The sequence below is a fragment of the Variovorax sp. GW460-12-1-14-LB1 genome (assembly GCF_059423605.1).
The window spans coordinates 58,133-76,522 of record NZ_JBWKYF010000019.1 but is presented as its reverse complement, the minus strand read 5'-3'; the positions used below and the strand labels follow the sequence as shown (position 1 = coordinate 76,522).

Sequence of the window (18,390 nt, the reverse complement as noted above, 5' to 3'; positions counted from 1 at the left end):
GGGTCGAATCCCGTGGGGATGCCTGAATTCGCGTCGTACCCCCATGCTATAACCGCCCATTCGCGCCTGACGCGACACTTTTTCACTACCGCCAGCAGACCCTCTGGCCAGCCAGCCCATCGATGAAGCGCGGTTTTTACACGATCATGTCGGCCCAGTTCTTTTCGTCGCTGGCCGACCAAGCGCTTTTCGTCGTTGCCGTCGATCTCATGCGAAGTTCGGGCGCCCCCGAATGGCAGCGGGCCGCCCTGGTGCCGATCTTCGCGGTCTTCTATGTGGTGCTGGCCCCGCTGGTGGGCGCCTTTGCCGACGCACTGCCCAAGGGCAAGGTGATGTTCATCAGCAACGCGATCAAGGTCGTGGGCTGCCTGATGATGCTGTTCGGCTCGCACCCGCTGCTGTCGTATTCCATCGTGGGCCTGGGCGCCGCGGCCTACTCGCCGGCCAAGTACGGCATCCTCACCGAGCTGCTGCCGTCGTCGCAGCTGGTCAAGGCCAACGGCTGGATCGAAGGGCTGACCATCGCCTCGATCCTGCTGGGCATCGTGCTCGGCGGCATGCTGGTGGGCCATGCGGTGTCCAGCCAGCTGCTGCTGATCGACCTGCCGTTCATCGACACCGGCATCGACTCGCCGGCCGAAGCCGCCATTGCGGTGCTGATCTTCGTCTACGTGCTCGCGGCCTGGTTCAACACCCGCATCCCGCACACCGGCGTCGAGATGCGCCCGCTGCGCTCCAACCCCGAGCAGAGCATGGTGCGCAACCTGGCCGGCCTGCTGCCCGACTTCTGGCATTGCAACGCCCGCCTGTGGCGCGACCGGCTGGGCCAGATCTCGCTGGCGACCACCACGCTGTTCTGGGGCGCGGGCGGCAACCTCAAGTACATCGTGCTGGCCTGGGCCGCCGTGGCGCTCGAATACAACACCACCCAGGCCTCGGCGCTGACCGGCGTGGTCACCATCGGCACCGCGGTGGGCGCCATCGTGGCCTCGATGTACATGCGGCTGGACATGGCCACGCGCGTGATCCCCATGGGCATCGCGATGGGCCTGATGGTGATCTGCATGAACTTCATCGGCAACGTCTGGCTGGCGGTGCCGTTCCTCATCATCCTGGGCGGCCTGGGCGGCTTCCTGGTGGTGCCGATGAACGCGCTGCTGCAGCACCGCGGCCACAACCTGATGGGCGCGGGCCGCTCCATCGCCGTGCAGAACTTCAACGAGCAGGCCTGCATCCTTCTGCTGGGCGGCTTCTACAGCGTGTGCACGGGCCTGGGCCTGTCGGCCTACGGTGCGATCAGCGCCTTCGGCCTCGTGGTGGCGGGCTGCATGTGGATCATCAAGCGCTGGCACGAGAACAACCTCAAGAAGTATCCTGAGGAAGTCGAGCACCTGCTTGCCATCGCCCGCAGCGACAAGCACCACTGATTTCGCGCGACCGCGTTGGTGCAATGGCCGGCGCGCCGAGCGCCCCCACTCCAACGCCCCATGCCCGCCCTCGCCCTGATGTTCAACGCCTTCGTGTGGGGCGTGTCCTGGATTCCCTTCCGCCAGATCGCCAGTCACGGCCTGCATCCGCTGTGGACCACCTGCCTGATCTACCTCGTCATCGCCACGGCGATGGGCCTCGTGCGCCGGCACGCCTGGAAGGCCTTCGCCGCGTTCCCGATGCTGGTGGCGCTGGGTCTGGCGGCGGGCTTCACCAACGTGGGTTTCAACTGGGCCGTCACGCAGGGCGACGTGGTGCGCGTGGTGCTGTTGTTCTACCTGATGCCGCTGTGGAGCGTGCTGCTGGCCTGGCTGCTGCTGGGCGAGCGGCCCACGGGCGGCGCGCTGATGCGCGTGGCGCTGGCGCTCACCGGCGTGGTGGTGGTGCTGAAGGCGCCGGGCACCGACTGGCCGGTGCCCTCGAGCCTGCCCGACTGGCTGGGCGTGGCGGCGGGCTTCGGCTTTGCCGTGACCAACATCGTGCTGCGCCACCTGCGGCATGCGCCGGGCGAGTCGCGCGCGCTGGCCATGTTCTGGGGCTGCACCGTGGTGGCGGGCGTCGGCGCGGTGAGCGGCACCGCGTTCGGCGGCATCGATTCGCCGCTGCTCGCCTCGCCGGGCTGGCTGGGCTGGGCCGCGCTGCTGGGCACGGGCTTCATCGTCGCCAACGTGTGCCTGCAGTACGGCGCACCGAAGCTGGCGGCCAGCGCGACCTCGGTGATCATGCTGTCGGAAGTGCTGTTCGCCAGCGTCTCGTCGGTGGCGCTGGGCGCGTCCACCATGAACTCGCGCATCCTCGTCGGCGGCGCGCTGATCGTGCTGGGCGCGGTGTGGTCGGCGTTTGCGCGAACCCCGCCCGCGCGCGATGATGGCGTTTCCGCGTCCACCTGAGGAGCTCTCTCCATGACCAGCGTCTACGACTTCCAGGCCACCCGCATCGACGGCAAGCCGGTGAAGCTCTCGACCTTCCGCGGCAAGGTGCTGCTGATCGTCAACACGGCGAGCAATTGCGGCTTCACGCCGCAGTTCGAAGGCCTGGAAGCGCTGCACGAAAAGTACGCCGGCCAGGGCCTCGCGGTGCTGGGTTTTCCCTCCAACCAGTTCGGCGGGCAGGACCCGGGCACCAACGAGGAAATCGGCGCCTTCTGCATGACCAACTACGGCGTGAGCTTCCCGATGATGGAGAAGATCGACGTCAACGGCAGCAACGCGTTGCCGCTGTACCAGTGGCTCACCAAGGAAAAGCCGGGCCTGCTGGGCAGCACGGCGATCAAGTGGAACTTCACCAAGTTCCTGGTCGGGCGCGACGGCGCGGTGCTCAAGCGCTACGCGCCGCTGGACACGCCGGCTTCGCTCACGCGCGACATCGAGGCGGCGCTGGCCGCCAGCTGAGTTCAGAAGCGGAAATCGGCGCTCTTCGGCGCGCCGCCGACCGTCACGGTCTGGCTTTTTGTCTCGCCCGTCGACGTGCTCACGTCGATCACATAGCGCCCCGCCGGCACGTCGATGAGGCACACCGGGCCGGTGGCGGTGAAGGCCATGGCGGCGGACGAGTTCGCGTCGCCGCCCTTGATCGCGACGTTCAGGTTGGCCAGGTAGGCCCCGTCGGCGCGCGCGAACAGCAGCGACAGCGGGTGGTTCTTCATGGCGGCGCGCATGGCGTTCGACTCGTCGGAGCCGATGCCGCCGCACACATAGCGCGTGGTGCCGATGCCCTGCCAGGGCGGCAGGGCCGAGGGCGGCTGCTGCGCCTGCGCGGCGACGGTGCCTGCGATGCAGGCAGCGGCCAGCAACGCACGGCGCAGCGGAAAAGCAGAAACGAAAGACATGGCACGAACTCCTTGCAGCGTCTTCGGTTCGCCATGATGCGCCCCGAACGCGCGGTGCGCACGTCGGACGGCAACGTGCCCTGCCGTGCGCGTGCGCCCTACCCTGCGGGCGGCTGCAGCGCCGCGTCGAGCAGCTCGACCCAGTGCCGCACGGGCGTGTCGCCGCTGCCGCTTTGCAGGTGCGTGATGCAGCCGATGTTGGCCGAGGCGATGGTGGTGGGCTGCAGCTGCTTCAGGTGGCCGAGCTTGCGGTCGCGCAGCGGGTAGGCCAGCTCGGGCTGCAGCACCGAATACGTACCGGCCGAGCCGCAGCACAGGTGCGATTCATTCATCGCCACGCGCACGTCGAAGCCGAGCGCGCGCAGGTGCGTCTCGACGCCGCCGCGCAGCTTCTGGCCGTGCTGCAGCGTGCAAGGCGGGTGGTAGGCGACCACGCCTTCGGGCGCGCGCACGCGGCCCTGCAGCGCGGGCACGAGCTCGGGCAGCAGCTCGCTCAGGTCGCGCGTGAGGGCGCTGATGCGCGCGGCCTTGGCGGCATAGGCCGCGTCGTGCTGCAGCAGGTGGCCGTACTCACGCACGGTGACGCCGCAGCCCGAAGCGTTCATCACGATCGCCTCGACCTCGTTGCCTTCGACGAAGGGCCACCACGCATCGATGTTGGCGCGCATCTGCGCCTTGCCGCCGTCCTGGTCGTTGAGGTGGAACTTCACAGCGCCGCAGCAGCCCGCCTTGGGCGCGATCACGGCCTGGATGCCGGCCGCGTCGAGCACGCGCGCGGTGGCGCTGTTGATGTTGGGCGCCATCGACGGCTGCACGCAGCCTGCGAGCATCAGCACCTTGCGCGCGTGCGTGGCGGTGGGCCAGCGGCCGGCGTCCTGCTTGGCGGGCACCTTGGCCTTCAGTCCTTCGGGCAGCAGGCCGCGCACGGATTGGCCGAGCTTCATCGCGGGGCCGAACAGCGGCGACGGCAGCGCTTCCTTGAGCAGCCAGCGCGTGGCCGACTCCATGGCGGGGCGCGGCACTTTCTCGTCGACGATCTTGCGGCCGATGTCGACCAGGTTCCCGTACTGCACGCCGCTCGGGCAGGTGCTCTCGCAGTTGCGGCAGGTCAGGCAGCGGTCGAGGTGCAGCTGCGTGCTGCGCGTGGGCGCATGGCCTTCGAGCACCTGCTTGATGAGGTAGATGCGCCCGCGCGGCCCGTCGAGCTCGTCGCCGAGCAGCTGGTAGGTCGGGCAGGTGGCGGTGCAGAAGCCGCAGTGCACGCACTTGCGCAGGATGGCTTCGGCTTCGCGGCCCGCGTCGGTGTCGCGGAATTCGGGGGCTAGTTCGGTTTGCATCGCGGGGTGGGTGTTTCTTTTCTTATTGGTCGCCTGCGAAGAGCCGGCCGCGGTCGAAGACCCCGTGCGGATCGAACTCCTGCATCAGCGCGCGATGGATGCGCGCCACTGGCGCACTCAGCGCGTCGAAGCGCCGCACGTCGCAGTCGGCCGCTTGCGCCGCGGGCACACGGAACAGCGTGGCATGGCCACCCGCTGCGTGCGCGGCCTCGCGCAGGCGCGCCGCCTGCGCGGGCGGCGCGAGGTACCAGCGCTGCCCACCGTGCCACTCGACCAGCGGCGCAGCGCAGCCCTCGATGGCGATCACCGGCGCGGTCTGCGGCACCGACAGGCGCCACAGCGCCAGCGAACCGTCGGCATCGACCGCGAACCACGGCATGCGCTGGTCGCGCAGCGCGGCCCAGCCGGCGGCCGCGCGCACCGGGTCCTGGCGTTCGCCGCCGAGCTGCGCGCACGCCGCTTCGACGGCCGCCACGGCACCGCGCAGCCGCAGGCGCAGCACGCCCGCGCCGGGCGCGTGTTCGAACCAGCTGCTCGCGTTCAGCGGCAACGGGCGCCCGCCCCATTCATTGAGCAAGCGCAGCGCATCGGCCTGGCTGCAGGCGAAGGCAAGCGTGGCCTCGGCGGGCGCCACGGGCAGCACCTTGAGGCTCACTTCGGCGATCGCGCCCAGCGTGCCGAGCGAGCCGGCCAGCACGCGCGAGACGTCATAGCCGGCGACGTTCTTCATCACCTGGCCGCCGAAGCTCAGCACCTCGGCGCGGCCATTGATGAGCATGGTGCCGAGCACGTAGTCGCGCACCGCGCCCACGCTGGCACGCGACGGGCCGCTGAGGCCGGCGGCGACCATGCCGCCGACGGTTCCGCCGTCTGCAAAGCACGGTGGCTCGAACGGCAGGCACTGGCCTTGTTCGGCGAGCGCGGCCTCGAGCTCGGCCAGCGGCGTGCCGGCACGCACGGTGACGACCAGCTCACTGGGTTCGTAGCTCGTGATGCCGCTGAGCGCGCGCAGGTCGAGCAGCTCGCCGCGCGGTGGCTGGCCGTAGAAATCCTTGGTGCCGCCGCCGCGCAGGCGCAGCGGTGTGGCATCGGCCGCGGCGGCGCGCACGCGCTCGACGACCTGCTGGAGGGCGGTATCCGTGTTCATGAAGCTCTCAGAATCTCGGCAGGTCGGGATGCGCCAGCCGGCCGCCGCGCACCACTTCCTTGCCGTACTCGGCGCAGCGCTGCAGCGTGGGAATCACCTTGCCAGGGTTGAGCAGCCCGGCGGGGTCGAAGGCGCGCTTGATGCCGAACATCTGCTCGTTCTCGGCCGCGGTGAACTGCACGCACATGCTGTTGAGCTTTTCCACGCCCACGCCATGCTCGCCCGAGACGGTGCCGCCCATGGCGACGCTGGTCTCGAGGATGTCGGCGCCAAACAGCTCGCAGCGGTGCAGCTCGTCGGGGTCGTTGGCGTCGAACAGCACCAGCGGATGCAGGTTGCCGTCGCCCGCGTGGAACACGTTGCAGCAGCGCAGGTTGTACTTCTTCTCCATCTCCTGGATCGCCAGCAGGATGTCGGCGAGCCGCTTGCGCGGGATGGTCGAATCGAGGCACATGTAGTCGGGGCTGATGCGGCCCGACGCCGGGAAGGCGTTCTTGCGGCCGCTCCAGAATTTCATGCGCTCGTCTTCGCTGGTGCTCACGGCGATGGCGGTGGCGCCGCAGCCGCGCAGCACGTCGGTCATGCGGCCGATTTCTTCTTCGACCTCTTCGGGCGTGCCGTCCGACTCGCACAGCAGGATGGCGGCGGCGTCGAGGTCGTAGCCCGCGTGCACGAAGTCTTCGACGGCGGCGGTCATGGGCTTGTCCATCATCTCCAGGCCGGCCGGGATGATGCCCGCCGCGATCACCGCCGCGACCGCGTCGCCGGCTTTGCGCACGTCGTCGAAGCTGGCCATGATGCAGCGCGCCAGCTGCGGCTTGGGCACGAGCTTGACCGTGACCTCGGTGGTCACGGCCAGCATGCCTTCGCTGCCGATGGCCAGCGCGAGCAGGTCGAGCCCCGGCGCATCGAGCGCCTCGCCGCCAAATTCGATGGGTTCACCCTCGGCCGTGAAGCCGCGCACGCGCAGCACGTTGTGCAGCGTGAGGCCGTACTTCAGGCAATGCACGCCGCCCGAGTTCTCGGCCACGTTGCCGCCGATGGTGCAGGCGATCTGGCTCGACGGGTCGGGCGCGTAGTAGAGGTTGAAGGGCGCGGCGGCTTCGCTGATGGCGAGGTTGCGTACGCCGCACTGCACGACGGCCGTGCGGCTCACGGGGTCGACCTTCAGGATGCGGTTGAACTTGGCCAGCGACAGCGTCACGCCCAGCGCGTGCGGCATGGCGCCGCCCGAGAGCCCGGTGCCGGCGCCGCGCGCCACCACCGGCACGGCCAGCGCATGGCAGGCGCGCAGCACGGCAGCCACCTGCGCCTCGGTCTCGGGCAGGGCCACCACCAGCGGGCGCTGGCGGTAGGCCGTGAGGCCGTCGCATTCGTAGGGCGTGGTGTCTTCGGCGTGCCAGATGAGCGCATGCGCGGGCAGGTGCGCCTGCAGCGCCCGCACCACCTGCGCCTGGCGCTCCGCCTTCGACAGCTGCGTGTGCTGGTCGGTCGTGACGGGAGCATTCATGGCGGGAACAACTTTCAGCGGACGACCATCAGGGTGAATGGCCACACATAGGCCTGCAGCGTCACGTACAGGCCGACCAGCGAGGCCAGCGCGATCGAGTGGAAGAACACGTAGCGCAGGATGTCGCCTTCGTGATTGAACCACCGCGTGGCGGTGGAGGCCACCACGATCGACTGGGCGTCGATCATCTTACCCATCACGCCGCCCGAGCTGTTGGCCGCGCCCATGAGGTTGGGCGCCAGGCCGAGCTGCTCGGCCGCGACCTTCTGCATGCCGCCGAACAGCACGTTCGAGGCCGTGTCGGAGCCGGTCATGGCCACGCCGATCCAGCCCATGAGCGTGCCGAAGAAGGGATAGAACACGCCGGTGTTGGCGAAGGCCAGGCCCAGCGTGGTGTCGGTGCCCGAGTAGCGCGTGAGCGTGCCCAGCGCGAGCATCAGCACGATGGTCATGAGCGAGTAGCGCACCATCCAGAGCGTGCGCACGAAGGTGCGCACGATCTCGATCGGGTTGTACTTCATGAACAGCGCGCTCACGATCGCCGACAAGAGAATGCCGGTGCCCGTGGCCGACAGCAGGTTCAGCACGTACACCGCGCCTTCCTTGGTGGGCGCGGTGACCACCGGCGGCATCTTCTCGATCAGGTTGTGCAGCCCGCCCATCGGGAACGAGGGCGCGAAGACGCCATTGAGCGCGGTCTTCACCGAGGGCAGGCCCCAGATGAAGACGAACACCGAGAGGATCACCCAGGGCATCCACGCGCGCACCAGCGCTTCGCGGCTGTGCACGACGATGGCGGCAGGCGGCTTGGCCTCGTGCGCGCTCACGTCCTTGCCGCGCAGCGAGGGCGAGCGCCACACGTTCTTCGGCTGCCACACGCGCAGGAACAGCACCAGGCTGGCCATCGACACGATGGCCGCGATGATGTCGACCAGCTCGGGGCCGATGAAGTTCGACACCAGGTACTGCGGCACCGCGAACGACACGCCCGTGACCAGGATGGCGGGCCACACTTCCATCATCGCCTTGCGTCCGGCGAAGGCCCACACCAGCCAGAACGGCACCAGCAGCGAGAAGAACGGCAGCTGCCGGCCGATCATTGCGGTGACTTCCATCAGGTCGTAGCCGTGCACCTTGGCCAGCGTGATCACCGGCGTGCCGAGCGCACCGAAGGCCACCGGCGCCGTGTTGGCGATCAGCGAGAGGCCCGAGGCGGCCAGCGGCGAGAAGCCCAGCCCGATCAGGATGCCGGCCGTGACCGCCACCGGCGTGCCGAAGCCCGCCGCGCCCTCGAAGAACGCGCCGAAGCAGAAGGCGATCAGCAGCAGCTGGATGCGGCGGTCTTCGGTGATGCCCGAGAGCGAGTCCTGCAGCACCTTGAAGCTGCCGTTCTGTTCGGCCAGCTGCTGCAGGAAGATGATGTTCAGCACGATCCAGCCGATCGGCAGCAGGCCCGTGAAGCCGCCGAAGAGCGCGGCGCGCCCGGCCATCTCGGCCGGCATGCCGTAGGCGAACACGGCGACGGCCAGCGCCGCCAGCAGGCCGAGGCCGGCGGCGATGTGGGCCTTGATGTGGAAGAAGCCGAGGCACGCGAGCATCACCACCACCGGGATCGCGGCGAGCGCGGTGGAAATGATCATGTTGCCGAACGGGTCGTAGATCTGCTGCCAGGTCATGCGTTGTCTCCGGGGAGGCTGTTGTTGTGCCCCGCACTCTAGGGAGAAGCGCGCCGTCCGGATTGAAGGTTTTTTGCCCGGATCTTGATAAAAATTTGTCGGGCAGACCTGTCGGTCAGTGCAGCGTCTGAACGATCCAGTCGACGAAGGCCGCGCACTCCCAGCGCTCCAGCGTGCCCGGCTGCCAGCAGATGTAGTGGCGGTGCGGCGAGGGCACGGGCCGCTCCGACAGCGCCACCAGCCGGCCCGATTCGAACCAGGCGGCGCCCAGTTTCTGTCGCACCAGCGCCACGCCGAAGCCGCTGGCGGCCGCGTCGTAGACCAGGCCCAGGTCGTTGAACTGCGCGCCCAGGTGCGGCTCAGGCTGGTCGATGCCGCAGCTCGCGAACCAGGTGCCCCAGGGCTCGAGCGGGCTGCGGATCAGCCGCGCGCTGGCGATCTCGGCCGCGGTGCGAAAGCCGTCGAAGGGCCCGAACTCGTTGAGGTAGCTCGGGCTGCAGGCGGGCACCACGTCCTCGGCGATGAGCAGGCGGTGCTCGCAGTCGGCGTACGCGCCGATGCCGTAGCGCACCTGCAGGTCGGTCTGCTCGGCCGTGACGTCGAGCAGCGGGATCGACACATGCAGCGCCAGCTCGATGTCGGGGTAGATGTTGCGAAAGAGCTCCAGCCGCGGCATCAAAAACTGGCGGCTGAAGGTGGGCGTGACCGCCACGCTCAAGCGCGGCGCGCGCAGCGCCGCGTCACGGCTGCCGGGCGTGGCCTGCTGCAGCGCGGCCAGGCCGACGCGCACGTTCGCCAGGTAGGCCGCGCCGTCGGCCGTGAGGCTGAAGTCGCTGCGACCGAAGAGCTTGAAGCCCACGTGCGCCTCGAGCTGGCGGATGCGGTGGCTCACGGCGCTGGCCGTCACGCACAGCTCGTCGGCCGCGCGGCCCGCATGCCGCAGGCGCGCGACGGCCTCGAAGGTCAGCAGGCATTGGATCGGGGGGATGTGGTGCAGAGCCATCCTCGGCAGCGGACCGACTCAGTCTTCGAAGAAATTCACCGGCAGGCCCGGCGTGTCAACGCGCATCGAGAGCACGGTGCCCGAGGCCGGGCGCTGCACCAGCTCGTCGGCCGGGCGGCCCTTGCGCCCGCTGGTGACGAACAGCGTGCGCAGGTCGTCGCCGCCGAAGCAGGGCATGGTCGGGCACTGCACGGGCACCGCGATGGCGGCCACGCGCTCGCCCGTGGGCGCAAAGCGCAGCAGCTGCGCGCCTTCGAACATCGCGACCCAGTAGTGGCCGGCGGCGTCGACGGTGGCGCCGTCGGGTCGGCCGTCGTAGTGCGTGGGCGTGCTGGGTACCCAGCCCGCGGGCTTGGGGTCGAACTGCTGGAACACGCGCGCATGCGACAGCGTGTTGGCCTCGGCGTCCCAGTCCCAGGCGCGCACCACGTGCGCGGCTGTGTCGGCCCAGTACAGGGTGCGGTTGTCGGGCGAGAACGCCAGGCCGTTGGCGGTGGTGACGTGCTCCAGCATCGAGGTGATGGTGGGCGAGACGTCGCCCGGGCGTGCGTCGAAGCAGTAGAGCGCGGCGTTGGCGCGGTCCTTGGCTTCGTTGAGCGAACCGGCCCAGAAACGGCCGAGCGCGTCGCACTTGCCGTCGTTGAAGCGCATGGTGCGCACGTCGTGCTCCGCGCGCGCCATCGCGACGAGGCTGCCGCCCCACTCGCGGGCCCGGTAGATGCCGTCGCGCAGCGCGATCACGAGGCCGCCGCTGCGTGCCGGCGCCATGCAGCCGGGCTCGGTGGGCAAGGCCCATCGCTCGACCGTGGCCGTGGGCGAACCGATCTCGCCGCGCGTGCGCAGCACGGCGCGGCCCGGAATGTCGAGCCAGTAGAGCGCGCGTTCGTGCGGATGCCAGAACGGCGATTCACCCAGCTCGCAGAGGCTGTCTTCGATGGAGGTCCACATGGTGGGGCGATTGTGCCCCCGGCCACGCGGGCCGCGGGCAAAAAAAAGCCCGCTGACGCCGAAGCGCTCGCGGGCTGAACATCCAAAGGAGACTCGCCTGAAAAAACCGGGAGTGGTTGTTCTTCTTTGTATCGAAAAGGGGGGGTGGTGGTCTTGGAGGAGCGGGGGCCGGCGCCGTGCCGGACCACCCGCTGTCTGTGTGCGAATCAGCGGTTGTAAGCCGTTTCGCCGTGGGACGAGATGTCGAGGCCTTCGCGCTCTTCTTCTTCCGACACACGCAGGCCCAGGGTCAGATCGGCGATCTTGTAGGCGATGAACGCGACCACGCCGGACCACACGATGGTGAACAGCACGCTCTTGACCTGGATCCAGACCTGCGCGCCCATCGAGAAGGTGTCGGGGGTCAGGCCACCGGTGCCGCCCAGGCCCTTGGCGGCGAACACGCCGGTCAGGATGGCACCCAGGATGCCGCCCACGCCGTGCACGCCGAACACGTCGAACGCGTCGTCCGCGCCGAGCATGCGCTTGAGACCGCCCACGCCCCACAGGCAGACCAGGCCGGCCAGCAGGCCCATCACGATCGAGCCCATCGGGCCGACGAAACCGGCGGCGGGCGTGACGGCCACGAGGCCGGCCACGGCACCGGACGCGGCGCCCAGCATCGAGGCCTTGCCCTTGTGCAGGCTCTCACCCAGGATCCACGACAGGGCCGCGGCGGCGGTGGCGAGCACCGTGTTCACGAAGGCCAGGCCGGCGGCGGCGTTGGCCGCACCTGCCGAGCCGGCGTTGAAGCCGAACCAGCCGACCCACAGCAGCGAGGCGCCGACCATGGTGAGCGTGAGCGAATGCGGCGTGAAGGCTTCCTTGCCGTAGCCCACGCGCTTGCCGACCATGTAGGCACCGACCAGGCCGGCGATACCGGCGTTGATGTGCACCACGGTGCCGCCGGCGAAGTCCAGCGCGCCGTCCTTGCCCAGCAGGCCGCCGCCCCACACGATGTGGGCCATGGGCACGTAGCTGAAGGTGAACCAGATCACCGAGAACAGCAGCACGGCCGAGAACTTGGCGCGTTCCGCGAAGGCGCCGACGATCAGCGCCACGGTGATGGCCGCGAAGGTGCCCTGGAAGGCGAAGAACACGTATTCGGGGATCGTGGTCAGCGCGCCGAAGGTCTCCTGCGTGATGCCCTTCATGAAGATCTTGTCGAAGCTTCCGAAGAAGTTGCCGTCGCCCGTGAAGGCCAGGCTGTAGCCGTAGATGGCCCACAGCAGGCTGATGAGCGAGAAGATCACGAAGACCTGCATCAGCACCGACAGCATGTTCTTGGAACGGCCCAGGCCGCCGTAGAACAGCGCCAGGCCGGGGATGGTCATCAGGATCACGAGCAGGGTCGAGGTGAGCATCCAGGCGGTGTCGCCGGAGTCGACCTTGGGCGCGGGGGCGGCAGCCGGTGCGGCGGGCGCGGCCTCGGCGGCTGCGGGTGCTGCAGCCGCTGCAGGCGCGGGCGCAGCTGCGGCAGGTGCAGCAGGTGCCGATGCAGCCGGTGCCTCAGGGGTGGCGGCGGGTGCCTGGGCCAGCGCCGAAGTACCGGCGGCGAAGACGCTCAAGCCGAGCGCAAGAGAGACAAGAAGTTTTTTCATAGTCGTTGTTCTTTCGGGCCAGGACTCGATCAGAGGGCTTCGCGGCCCGTTTCGCCGGTGCGGATGCGCACGACCTGTTCGAGGTTGTAGACAAAGATCTTGCCGTCGCCGATCTTCCCGGTGCGCGCGGCGCCTTCCACGGCCTCGATCACGCGGTCGACCAGCTCGTCGGAGATGGCCGCCTCGATCTTCACCTTGGGCAGGAAGTCGACCACGTACTCGGCGCCGCGGTACAGCTCGGTGTGGCCCTTCTGGCGACCGAAGCCCTTCACTTCCGTGACGGTGATGCCCTGCACGCCGATGGCCGAGAGTGCTTCGCGCACCTCGTCGAGCTTGAACGGTTTGATGATGGCTGTGACCAGCTTCATGATGAGTTGCTCCTTCTGGATGGATGAAAGGCGGCGCGGCAACGTGGGCCGCGCCTGGTTGTTGTGTCGATTACAGCGTCTTCGTCAGCGTGAGGATGAAGCGTGCCTTGTTGGGCGAGTAGTAGGTGGTACCGAAGGTGCCGAAGTCGGGGATCTCGATGCCCGGGTAGGCCACGACCTGGTAGTTGGCCTTCTTGTTGGCGCCCTGCACCGAGCCCGTGAGCGTCAGGCCGCTGCCGAAGTCGTAGGTGGCGCCGATGTTGTAGTCCACGTAGCTCTTGTAGCCCAGGCTGCGGATGTCGCTGGACATGTTGGTGAAGCCGACGGCGGCCTTGAGCGTGACCTTGGGCACGATCTCCTTGCTGTAGGCCAGGTTCAGGTAGCCGGTGTTGCGGCCCTTCAGGCCCGAGCCCGTCTTGGCGCCGGCGTAGCCGAAGTAGTCCTTGGACACCGTGTGCGAGTACTTGGCCGTGAACGAGCCGAAGCTGTCGTTGGCGTAGGTGGCGCCCACGTACAGCTCGGTGGTGTTGCCCACCGAGTTGCCCGGGTAGATGTAGGTGAGCGCACCGACGTCCATGTCGACCGGGCCGGCCTTGAACTTGTAGCCGCCGTACAGGTCGCTCTCGATGCTGTTGCCCTTGAGCCAGTTGACGCTGGAGTTCCAGTTGCCGACGTAGAAGCCGCTGTCGCCGAAGGCGTAGTCGAAGCCGCCCTGGATGGCGGGCTTGAAGCCCTTGGTCTTGGCGTAGTCGTTCTTGCCGATCATGTCCTGGTCCTGGCCGCGGAACTTGTAGTTCGTGGTCAGCGAGACATTGCCCGTGAGCAGGGGCGCGGGCGCCGGTGCGGCGGCGTCGGCGGCCTGGGCCAGGGCGGCGCCCGAGGCGGTCAGTGCAGTGGCCAGAACGATCAACGCCTGGGCGGCGGTACGGTGCGTCATCAGGGAACTCCTCGCAAGTGTGTTGTTGGACCTGAGCACCCTCAAAGCAGGGAGCGTGCCAAACTGCACGAATACCGCCCCGGCCAGAGGGCGCAGGTGTCCGGCGATGAGCGCCAAATCGTTACAAGCCCTGTTTCCGGCAGTTGCACACGCTTGCACGCTGCACGGTCCTGGGCTTGCACGTCGCAGGCGCACCAACTTGGGGAGAGGGAGAAAAATGAGTCTGTCTTTGGTGCAAAGCCGCGCCTTGCTCGGCCTGGAGGCCGCCGCCGTCACGGTCGAGGTGCATCTGGCGAACGGCCTGCCGAGCTTCACGCTGGTCGGGCTGGCCGAGACCGAGGTCAAGGAAGCGCGCGAGCGCGTGCGCTCGGCGATCCAGAACGCCGGGCTCGAATTTCCGACCAACAAGAAGATCGTGGTCAATCTGGCGCCCGCCGATCTGCCGAAGGATTCGGGCCGCTTCGATCTGCCGATCGCCCTGGGCATCCTCGCGGCCAGCGGGCAGATCGAGAACGCCCGCCTCGCCGGCCACGAGTTCGCGGGGGAGCTGTCGCTGTCGGGCGAACTGCGCCCCGTGCGCGGCGCGCTCGCGATGGCCGTGGCCACCTACACGCAAGGCACGGCCGTGCGGCTGGTGCTGCCCCTGGACAGCGCCCAGGAGGCCGCGCTGGTGCCCGGTGCGCAGGTGTACGGCGCCCGGCACCTGCTCGACGTGGTGCGCCAGTTCGTCGCCAGCGGCGGCGGGCCCGTCGACGCGAGCGACGACGGCTGGACCCGCGTGCGCGCCGCGCCCGGCGACGGCGCCCCGCGCTACGCCGACCTGGCCGACGTCAAGGGCCACACGGGCGCCAAGCGCGCGCTCGAGATCGCCGCGGCCGGCGGCCACAGCCTGCTCATGGTGGGCGAGCCGGGCTCGGGCAAGTCGATGCTGGCGCACCGCTTCGCCGGCCTGCTGCCGCCGATGAACGTGGACGAGGCGCTGGAAAGCGCGGCCATCGCCAGCCTCGACGGCCGGCTGGCGCCCGAGCGCTGGATGAGCCGCCCGACGGCCACGCCGCACCACACGGCGAGCGCGGTGGCGCTGGTGGGCGGCGGCTCGCCGCCACGGCCGGGCGAGATCTCGCGCGCGCACCACGGCGTGCTGTTTCTCGACGAGTTCCCCGAGTTCACGCGCGCCGCGCTCGAAGCGCTGCGCGAGCCGCTGGAGACCGGCACCATCACGATCACCCGCGCCGCCCGTCGCGCGGAGTTCCCGGCCCGCTTCCAGCTCATCGCCGCGATGAACCCCTGCCCCTGCGGCTACCTCGGCTCCACGCTCAAGCCCTGCCGCTGCACGCCCGAGCGCGTCGCGCGCTACCAGGGCAAGCTCAGCGGCCCGCTGCTGGACCGCATCGACCTGCACATCGAGGTGGCGGCCGTGTCGGCGCCGCAGCTGCTCGATGCGCCGGCGGGCGAATCGACCGACAGCATCCGCGCGCGCGTGGTGGGCGCGCGCGACCGCGCGCTGCAACGCCAGGGCCATGCGAACCAGGGGCTGCAGGGCCGCGCGATCGACACGCACGCCGTGCTCGACAACGCCGCGCGCCAGCTGCTGCAGCAGGCGGCCGCGCGGCTGGGCTGGTCGGCGCGCAGCACGCACCGCGCGCTGAAGGTGGCGCGCACCATCGCCGACCTCGCGGGGCAGGACGCCGTGCAGGCCGCGCACGTGGCGGAGGCGGTGCAGTACCGCCGCGCATTGCGCACCGGCACGCCCTGACCTGCGCTCCCGCTACTTGAACTCGTGGCTCACGACCGGTGCGGACTTGCTGTCCTGCACCGTCACGCGCTGGCGGTAGGCCGTGAGGTCGCCGTTGCGCACCTCGATCGTGTAGATGCCCGGACGCAGCGGCAGCGACTTGAGCGGTGGGCTCACGCCGCGGTCGGCGCCGTCGATGAAGACCTGGCCCCAGGGCCGGATGTTGAACTGCACGCGGCCCATGCCGGGTGCCGCGGCCGGCGGCGGTGGCGGGACCGGTGGTGCGCCCGCGATCACGGTCGGCACGGGGTTCGTGCTGCCCGCGGCGGGTGGCGGCGGTGACTGCCGGTTGAGCTGGGCGATGGCGTTGCGCGCCTCGCGCGCATGCAGGCCGCGGCGGTGGCGCCGCAGGTAGGCCTCGTAGCCTTCGCGGGTGTTCTCGGCCTGGGCCAGGTTCCAGTCTTCCACCTCGGCGACCACGGCGGGGTCGGGGGGCGGCGGCGCTTCGGGTGGCGCCGGTTGCACAGGCGGTGCAGGCTGCGCGGGCTGTGCCTCGGGCTCGGCCGGCGGTGTGGCCGGTGGCGTGGGCGCGGCGGCGATGGGCACGTTGTCGAGCGGGCTCAGCGGGGCGCTGGCCGATGCGGCGGGCGCGGACGCAGGCGGGGCCTCTGAGGTCGCGCCGGCCGGCGGCATCGCGGCCGGGGGCGCGCCCGGATCGGACATCGGCGTGCCGGGCGGCGGCGCGGCCGCAATCATCGGATCGGACGGTGCCTTGGCCGTCAGCCGCCAGCCGATCCAGCCGCCGACCGCGAACAGCGCGAGCACCAGCGCGCCGACAAGGAACCACGGCGGGCGCTTCGACGGCTTCTTCGGGCGTGCGACAGGCGGCGGCGCAGGCGGCGGCGGTGCCTGCACGCGCGCGGTCGCCGCTTCCACAGGCACGGGCTGCACCTCGGGCGCGGGCGGTGGCGCTTCCTCCACCGGCTCCGGTGCCGGCGGCTCCTGCGCCACGGGCGCCGCGACGGGCACGGCAGCAGCAACCACCGCCGCCGGCGGCGCCGCCCGGTCCACCACGTACAGGTCACCCAGCTTCACCAGCCCCAACTCCGCCGCAAAGGCTGCCACCGTCTGCGTGCGGTCCTTGCTGTGCACGGCCAGCGTGTGGTCGACCGCGGCGCAGAAGGCCGGGCTCAGGTCGTCGCGGTCCATCGACGACAGCGGCACGTAGGCGTCCTGCACGCTGCGCACCACGGCCGAGGGCGGCGGGTGGCCGGTCACCGCGCGGTACAGCACGGCGCCCAGCGCATAGAGGTCGGTCCACGCGCCCTGCAGCAGCGTGTTGTCGTCGGCGTACTGCTCGATCGGCGAGTAGCCCGACTTCACCATCACCGCGACCTCGTCGACCAGGTCGGCGATCGACTTGCGCGCGGCGCCGAAGTCCAGCAGCACCGGGCGGTCGTCCTGCTGCTGGATGAAGATGTTGTCGGGCGCGATGTCGCGGTGGAAGCACTGGCTGTGGTGCAGCGTGTCGAGCGCGCCCAGCAGCGGCCCCAGCATGCCCAGCAGCCAGGGCTCGGTCAGCGTGGCCGGTTCGCTCTCAGCCAGCTGGCGCAGCGTGCGGCCCTTGTACAGCTGGATCGCCATGTAGGCGGTGGAGTTGGCCTCCCAGAAGCGATGCACCCGCACCAGCGCCGGGTGGCTGAACTGCGCCAGCGTGCGCGCCTCGTTGATGAAGCTGCGCAGGCCGGCCGCGAAGGTGGCGGTGAGGCGCTCGGAGCGCACGTGCACGCTGTTGTCGCCCACGCGGCGCGCGAGCATCGAAGGCATGTATTCCTTGACCGCCACCTCGCGCTGCAGCGAGTGGTCGTAGGCGCGGTAGACGATGCCGAAGCCGCCCTCGCCGATGACTTCGAGCAGCTCGAACTCGTCGAGCCGGTGGCCCGTGCCGAGGGGATGGGGGCGCTCCTCCTGCGGGTCGGGCGTCGCGCTAGGGCTGGCGGGCGTCGTCATGGGGTGTCTCTTCTTCCTGCGGGTGGGTCGGGCGCGTCATGCCCATGGCACGTGGCCTTGCGAAAACAACTGGGAAAACAGCGGCGTGTTGAGCCCGCCGCCGTGCGCCGCGGTGCGCAGCGGCGAGCCGTCGGCCTGGTTGGTCCACCAGTAGCTGGTGCCGCCGAAGGGGTCGAAGCACAGCGGCAGTTCGGGCCAGCCCAGGCGCTGCTGCGCGCTCGCGCCGCGCGCACCGTTGGCCGGGCCGGCGGCCGCGCCGAGGATCGAGAGGATGTCGTCCGAGCCGCCGCTGGCGGTGCGAAAGCCCGTGCGCCCCGCGGCCAGCACCTGGCCGTCGAAGAGGTCGGGCGCCACGCCGTGGCGGATGGCCTGCAGCAGCGCGCTGCCGCACTGCCAGTACCACGCGGCCGAGCCTTCGAGCAGCGCGGGGTGGTAGCGCGCCGCGTCCACCTGCAGCGCCACGCAGGCCGGGTAGTAGCGGCCCACGCGGTCGCAGCTGGGCGCGATGCAGCCCAGCTGCACCGCGTTCACGCCGTGCGTGGCGGGGATGGCGAAGTTCCAGACCGGGGCCACCGCGTAGTGGCGCGTCATGGCGTCGGGCCAGCGCTTGAAGCTGCCCAGGCCGTTCTGCATCCAGCGGTCCCACCAGGCCTGCAGTTCGCGCGGCATGCGGCGGTAGAGAAAGTCGCCGGCCGACGGCAGCTTGCCGTACCAGCCGATCTGCTCGTCGAGCGGCGACCAGGCGTGCGGGGGAGGCGTCATC

General features: G+C 69.9%; 16 protein-coding genes. 4 read left to right on the top strand and 12 right to left on the bottom strand.

Features of this window, described 5'->3' with window-relative positions; genetic code table 11:
- Positions 1 to 122: 122 nt before the first annotated feature.
- Genes lplT through AC07Y4_RS12535 form a run of 3 tightly spaced genes read left to right on the top strand, consistent with a single transcriptional unit; the run spans position 123 to position 2,879 of the window.
- Positions 123 to 1,427, top strand: coding sequence for a lysophospholipid transporter LplT (gene lplT, locus AC07Y4_RS12545; RefSeq protein WP_062476894.1), 1,305 nt, complete (start codon positions 123 to 125; stop codon positions 1,425 to 1,427).
- 60 nt (positions 1,428 to 1,487) lie between these two features.
- Positions 1,488 to 2,378, top strand: coding sequence for a DMT family transporter (locus tag AC07Y4_RS12540; RefSeq protein WP_062476897.1), 891 nt, complete (start codon positions 1,488 to 1,490; stop codon positions 2,376 to 2,378).
- Between the two features lie 12 nt (positions 2,379 to 2,390).
- Complete coding sequence (locus AC07Y4_RS12535; RefSeq protein WP_369630890.1) at positions 2,391 to 2,879, top strand: glutathione peroxidase; 489 nt, start codon at positions 2,391 to 2,393, stop codon at positions 2,877 to 2,879.
- 2 nt (positions 2,880 to 2,881) lie between these two features.
- Here AC07Y4_RS12535 and AC07Y4_RS12530 read toward each other — a convergent pair whose 3' ends face one another.
- The 10 genes from AC07Y4_RS12530 to AC07Y4_RS12485 form a co-directional block, all read right to left on the bottom strand.
- Positions 2,882 to 3,316, bottom strand: a complete 435-nt coding sequence (locus AC07Y4_RS12530) for a carboxypeptidase regulatory-like domain-containing protein (protein WP_307589536.1) — start codon at positions 3,314 to 3,316, stop codon at positions 2,882 to 2,884.
- 98 nt (positions 3,317 to 3,414) lie between these two features.
- Positions 3,415 to 4,653, bottom strand: coding sequence for a glycolate oxidase subunit GlcF (glcF, locus tag AC07Y4_RS12525; protein ID WP_487848866.1), 1,239 nt, complete (start codon positions 4,651 to 4,653; stop codon positions 3,415 to 3,417).
- 22 nt (positions 4,654 to 4,675) lie between these two features.
- A complete protein-coding gene (glcE, locus tag AC07Y4_RS12520) occupies positions 4,676 to 5,800 on the bottom strand; it encodes a glycolate oxidase subunit GlcE (protein WP_487848867.1) in 1,125 nt (374 codons plus the stop codon).
- A gap of 7 nt (positions 5,801 to 5,807) precedes the next feature.
- Positions 5,808 to 7,310: an FAD-linked oxidase C-terminal domain-containing protein gene (locus AC07Y4_RS12515; RefSeq protein ID WP_369630886.1), complete on the bottom strand. Its 1,503-nt coding sequence runs from the start codon at positions 7,308 to 7,310 to the stop codon at positions 5,808 to 5,810.
- A gap of 14 nt (positions 7,311 to 7,324) precedes the next feature.
- Positions 7,325 to 8,986 carry an L-lactate permease gene (locus AC07Y4_RS12510; RefSeq protein WP_139703424.1) on the bottom strand — a complete coding sequence of 554 codons (1,662 nt, stop codon included), beginning with the start codon at positions 8,984 to 8,986 and terminating at the stop codon, positions 7,325 to 7,327.
- A 115-nt stretch (positions 8,987 to 9,101) separates the two neighbouring features.
- The gene (locus tag AC07Y4_RS12505; protein ID WP_062482020.1) at positions 9,102 to 9,989 is read right to left on the bottom strand and encodes a LysR substrate-binding domain-containing protein; all 888 of its coding nucleotides are present in this window, start codon (positions 9,987 to 9,989) and stop codon (positions 9,102 to 9,104) included.
- A gap of 18 nt (positions 9,990 to 10,007) precedes the next feature.
- Positions 10,008 to 10,937: an SMP-30/gluconolactonase/LRE family protein gene (locus tag AC07Y4_RS12500; RefSeq protein WP_307589546.1), complete on the bottom strand. Its 930-nt coding sequence runs from the start codon at positions 10,935 to 10,937 to the stop codon at positions 10,008 to 10,010.
- 206 nt (positions 10,938 to 11,143) lie between these two features.
- Positions 11,144 to 12,577, bottom strand: coding sequence for an ammonium transporter (locus AC07Y4_RS12495; RefSeq protein ID WP_062482026.1), 1,434 nt, complete (start codon positions 12,575 to 12,577; stop codon positions 11,144 to 11,146).
- Between the two features lie 29 nt (positions 12,578 to 12,606).
- Positions 12,607 to 12,945 (bottom strand): P-II family nitrogen regulator, encoded by a 339-nt coding sequence (gene glnK, locus AC07Y4_RS12490; RefSeq protein WP_056583732.1) that lies wholly within the window; start codon positions 12,943 to 12,945, stop codon positions 12,607 to 12,609.
- A gap of 70 nt (positions 12,946 to 13,015) precedes the next feature.
- Positions 13,016 to 13,882, bottom strand: coding sequence for a TorF family putative porin (locus AC07Y4_RS12485; protein WP_447740158.1), 867 nt, complete (start codon positions 13,880 to 13,882; stop codon positions 13,016 to 13,018).
- Positions 13,883 to 14,099: 217 nt separating this feature from the next.
- Between AC07Y4_RS12485 and AC07Y4_RS12480 the strand changes: the two genes are divergently transcribed.
- Positions 14,100 to 15,638 carry a YifB family Mg chelatase-like AAA ATPase gene (locus tag AC07Y4_RS12480; protein WP_487848868.1) on the top strand — a complete coding sequence of 513 codons (1,539 nt, stop codon included), beginning with the start codon at positions 14,100 to 14,102 and terminating at the stop codon, positions 15,636 to 15,638.
- 12 nt (positions 15,639 to 15,650) lie between these two features.
- Here the strand turns inward: AC07Y4_RS12480 and AC07Y4_RS12475 are convergent, their stop codons facing one another.
- Positions 15,651 to 17,627: a serine/threonine-protein kinase gene (locus tag AC07Y4_RS12475; RefSeq protein WP_487848869.1), complete on the bottom strand. Its 1,977-nt coding sequence runs from the start codon at positions 17,625 to 17,627 to the stop codon at positions 15,651 to 15,653.
- A 36-nt stretch (positions 17,628 to 17,663) separates the two neighbouring features.
- The gene (tagF, locus tag AC07Y4_RS12470; protein WP_062473933.1) at positions 17,664 to 18,389 is read right to left on the bottom strand and encodes a type VI secretion system-associated protein TagF; all 726 of its coding nucleotides are present in this window, start codon (positions 18,387 to 18,389) and stop codon (positions 17,664 to 17,666) included.
- Position 18,390 lies beyond the last annotated feature (1 nt).

Coding starts and splice junctions, on each gene's coding strand:
- tagF (WP_062473933.1), bottom strand. CDS start 18,389: ATGACGCCTCCCCCGCACGCCTGGTCGCCGCTCGACGAGCAGATCGGC.
- glcF (WP_487848866.1), bottom strand. CDS start 4,653: ATGCAAACCGAACTAGCCCCCGAATTCCGCGACACCGACGCGGGCCGC.
- AC07Y4_RS12535 (WP_369630890.1), top strand. CDS start 2,391: ATGACCAGCGTCTACGACTTCCAGGCCACCCGCATCGACGGCAAGCCG.
- AC07Y4_RS12505 (WP_062482020.1), bottom strand. CDS start 9,989: ATGGCTCTGCACCACATCCCCCCGATCCAATGCCTGCTGACCTTCGAG.
- glcE (WP_487848867.1), bottom strand. CDS start 5,800: ATGAACACGGATACCGCCCTCCAGCAGGTCGTCGAGCGCGTGCGCGCC.
- AC07Y4_RS12475 (WP_487848869.1), bottom strand. CDS start 17,627: ATGACGACGCCCGCCAGCCCTAGCGCGACGCCCGACCCGCAGGAGGAG.
- glnK (WP_056583732.1), bottom strand. CDS start 12,945: ATGAAGCTGGTCACAGCCATCATCAAACCGTTCAAGCTCGACGAGGTG.
- AC07Y4_RS12540 (WP_062476897.1), top strand. CDS start 1,488: ATGCCCGCCCTCGCCCTGATGTTCAACGCCTTCGTGTGGGGCGTGTCC.
- AC07Y4_RS12530 (WP_307589536.1), bottom strand. CDS start 3,316: ATGTCTTTCGTTTCTGCTTTTCCGCTGCGCCGTGCGTTGCTGGCCGCT.
- AC07Y4_RS12510 (WP_139703424.1), bottom strand. CDS start 8,986: ATGACCTGGCAGCAGATCTACGACCCGTTCGGCAACATGATCATTTCC.
- AC07Y4_RS12515 (WP_369630886.1), bottom strand. CDS start 7,310: ATGAATGCTCCCGTCACGACCGACCAGCACACGCAGCTGTCGAAGGCG.
- AC07Y4_RS12480 (WP_487848868.1), top strand. CDS start 14,100: ATGAGTCTGTCTTTGGTGCAAAGCCGCGCCTTGCTCGGCCTGGAGGCC.
- AC07Y4_RS12500 (WP_307589546.1), bottom strand. CDS start 10,937: ATGTGGACCTCCATCGAAGACAGCCTCTGCGAGCTGGGTGAATCGCCG.
- AC07Y4_RS12485 (WP_447740158.1), bottom strand. CDS start 13,882: ATGACGCACCGTACCGCCGCCCAGGCGTTGATCGTTCTGGCCACTGCA.
- AC07Y4_RS12495 (WP_062482026.1), bottom strand. CDS start 12,577: ATGAAAAAACTTCTTGTCTCTCTTGCGCTCGGCTTGAGCGTCTTCGCC.
- lplT (WP_062476894.1), top strand. CDS start 123: ATGAAGCGCGGTTTTTACACGATCATGTCGGCCCAGTTCTTTTCGTCG.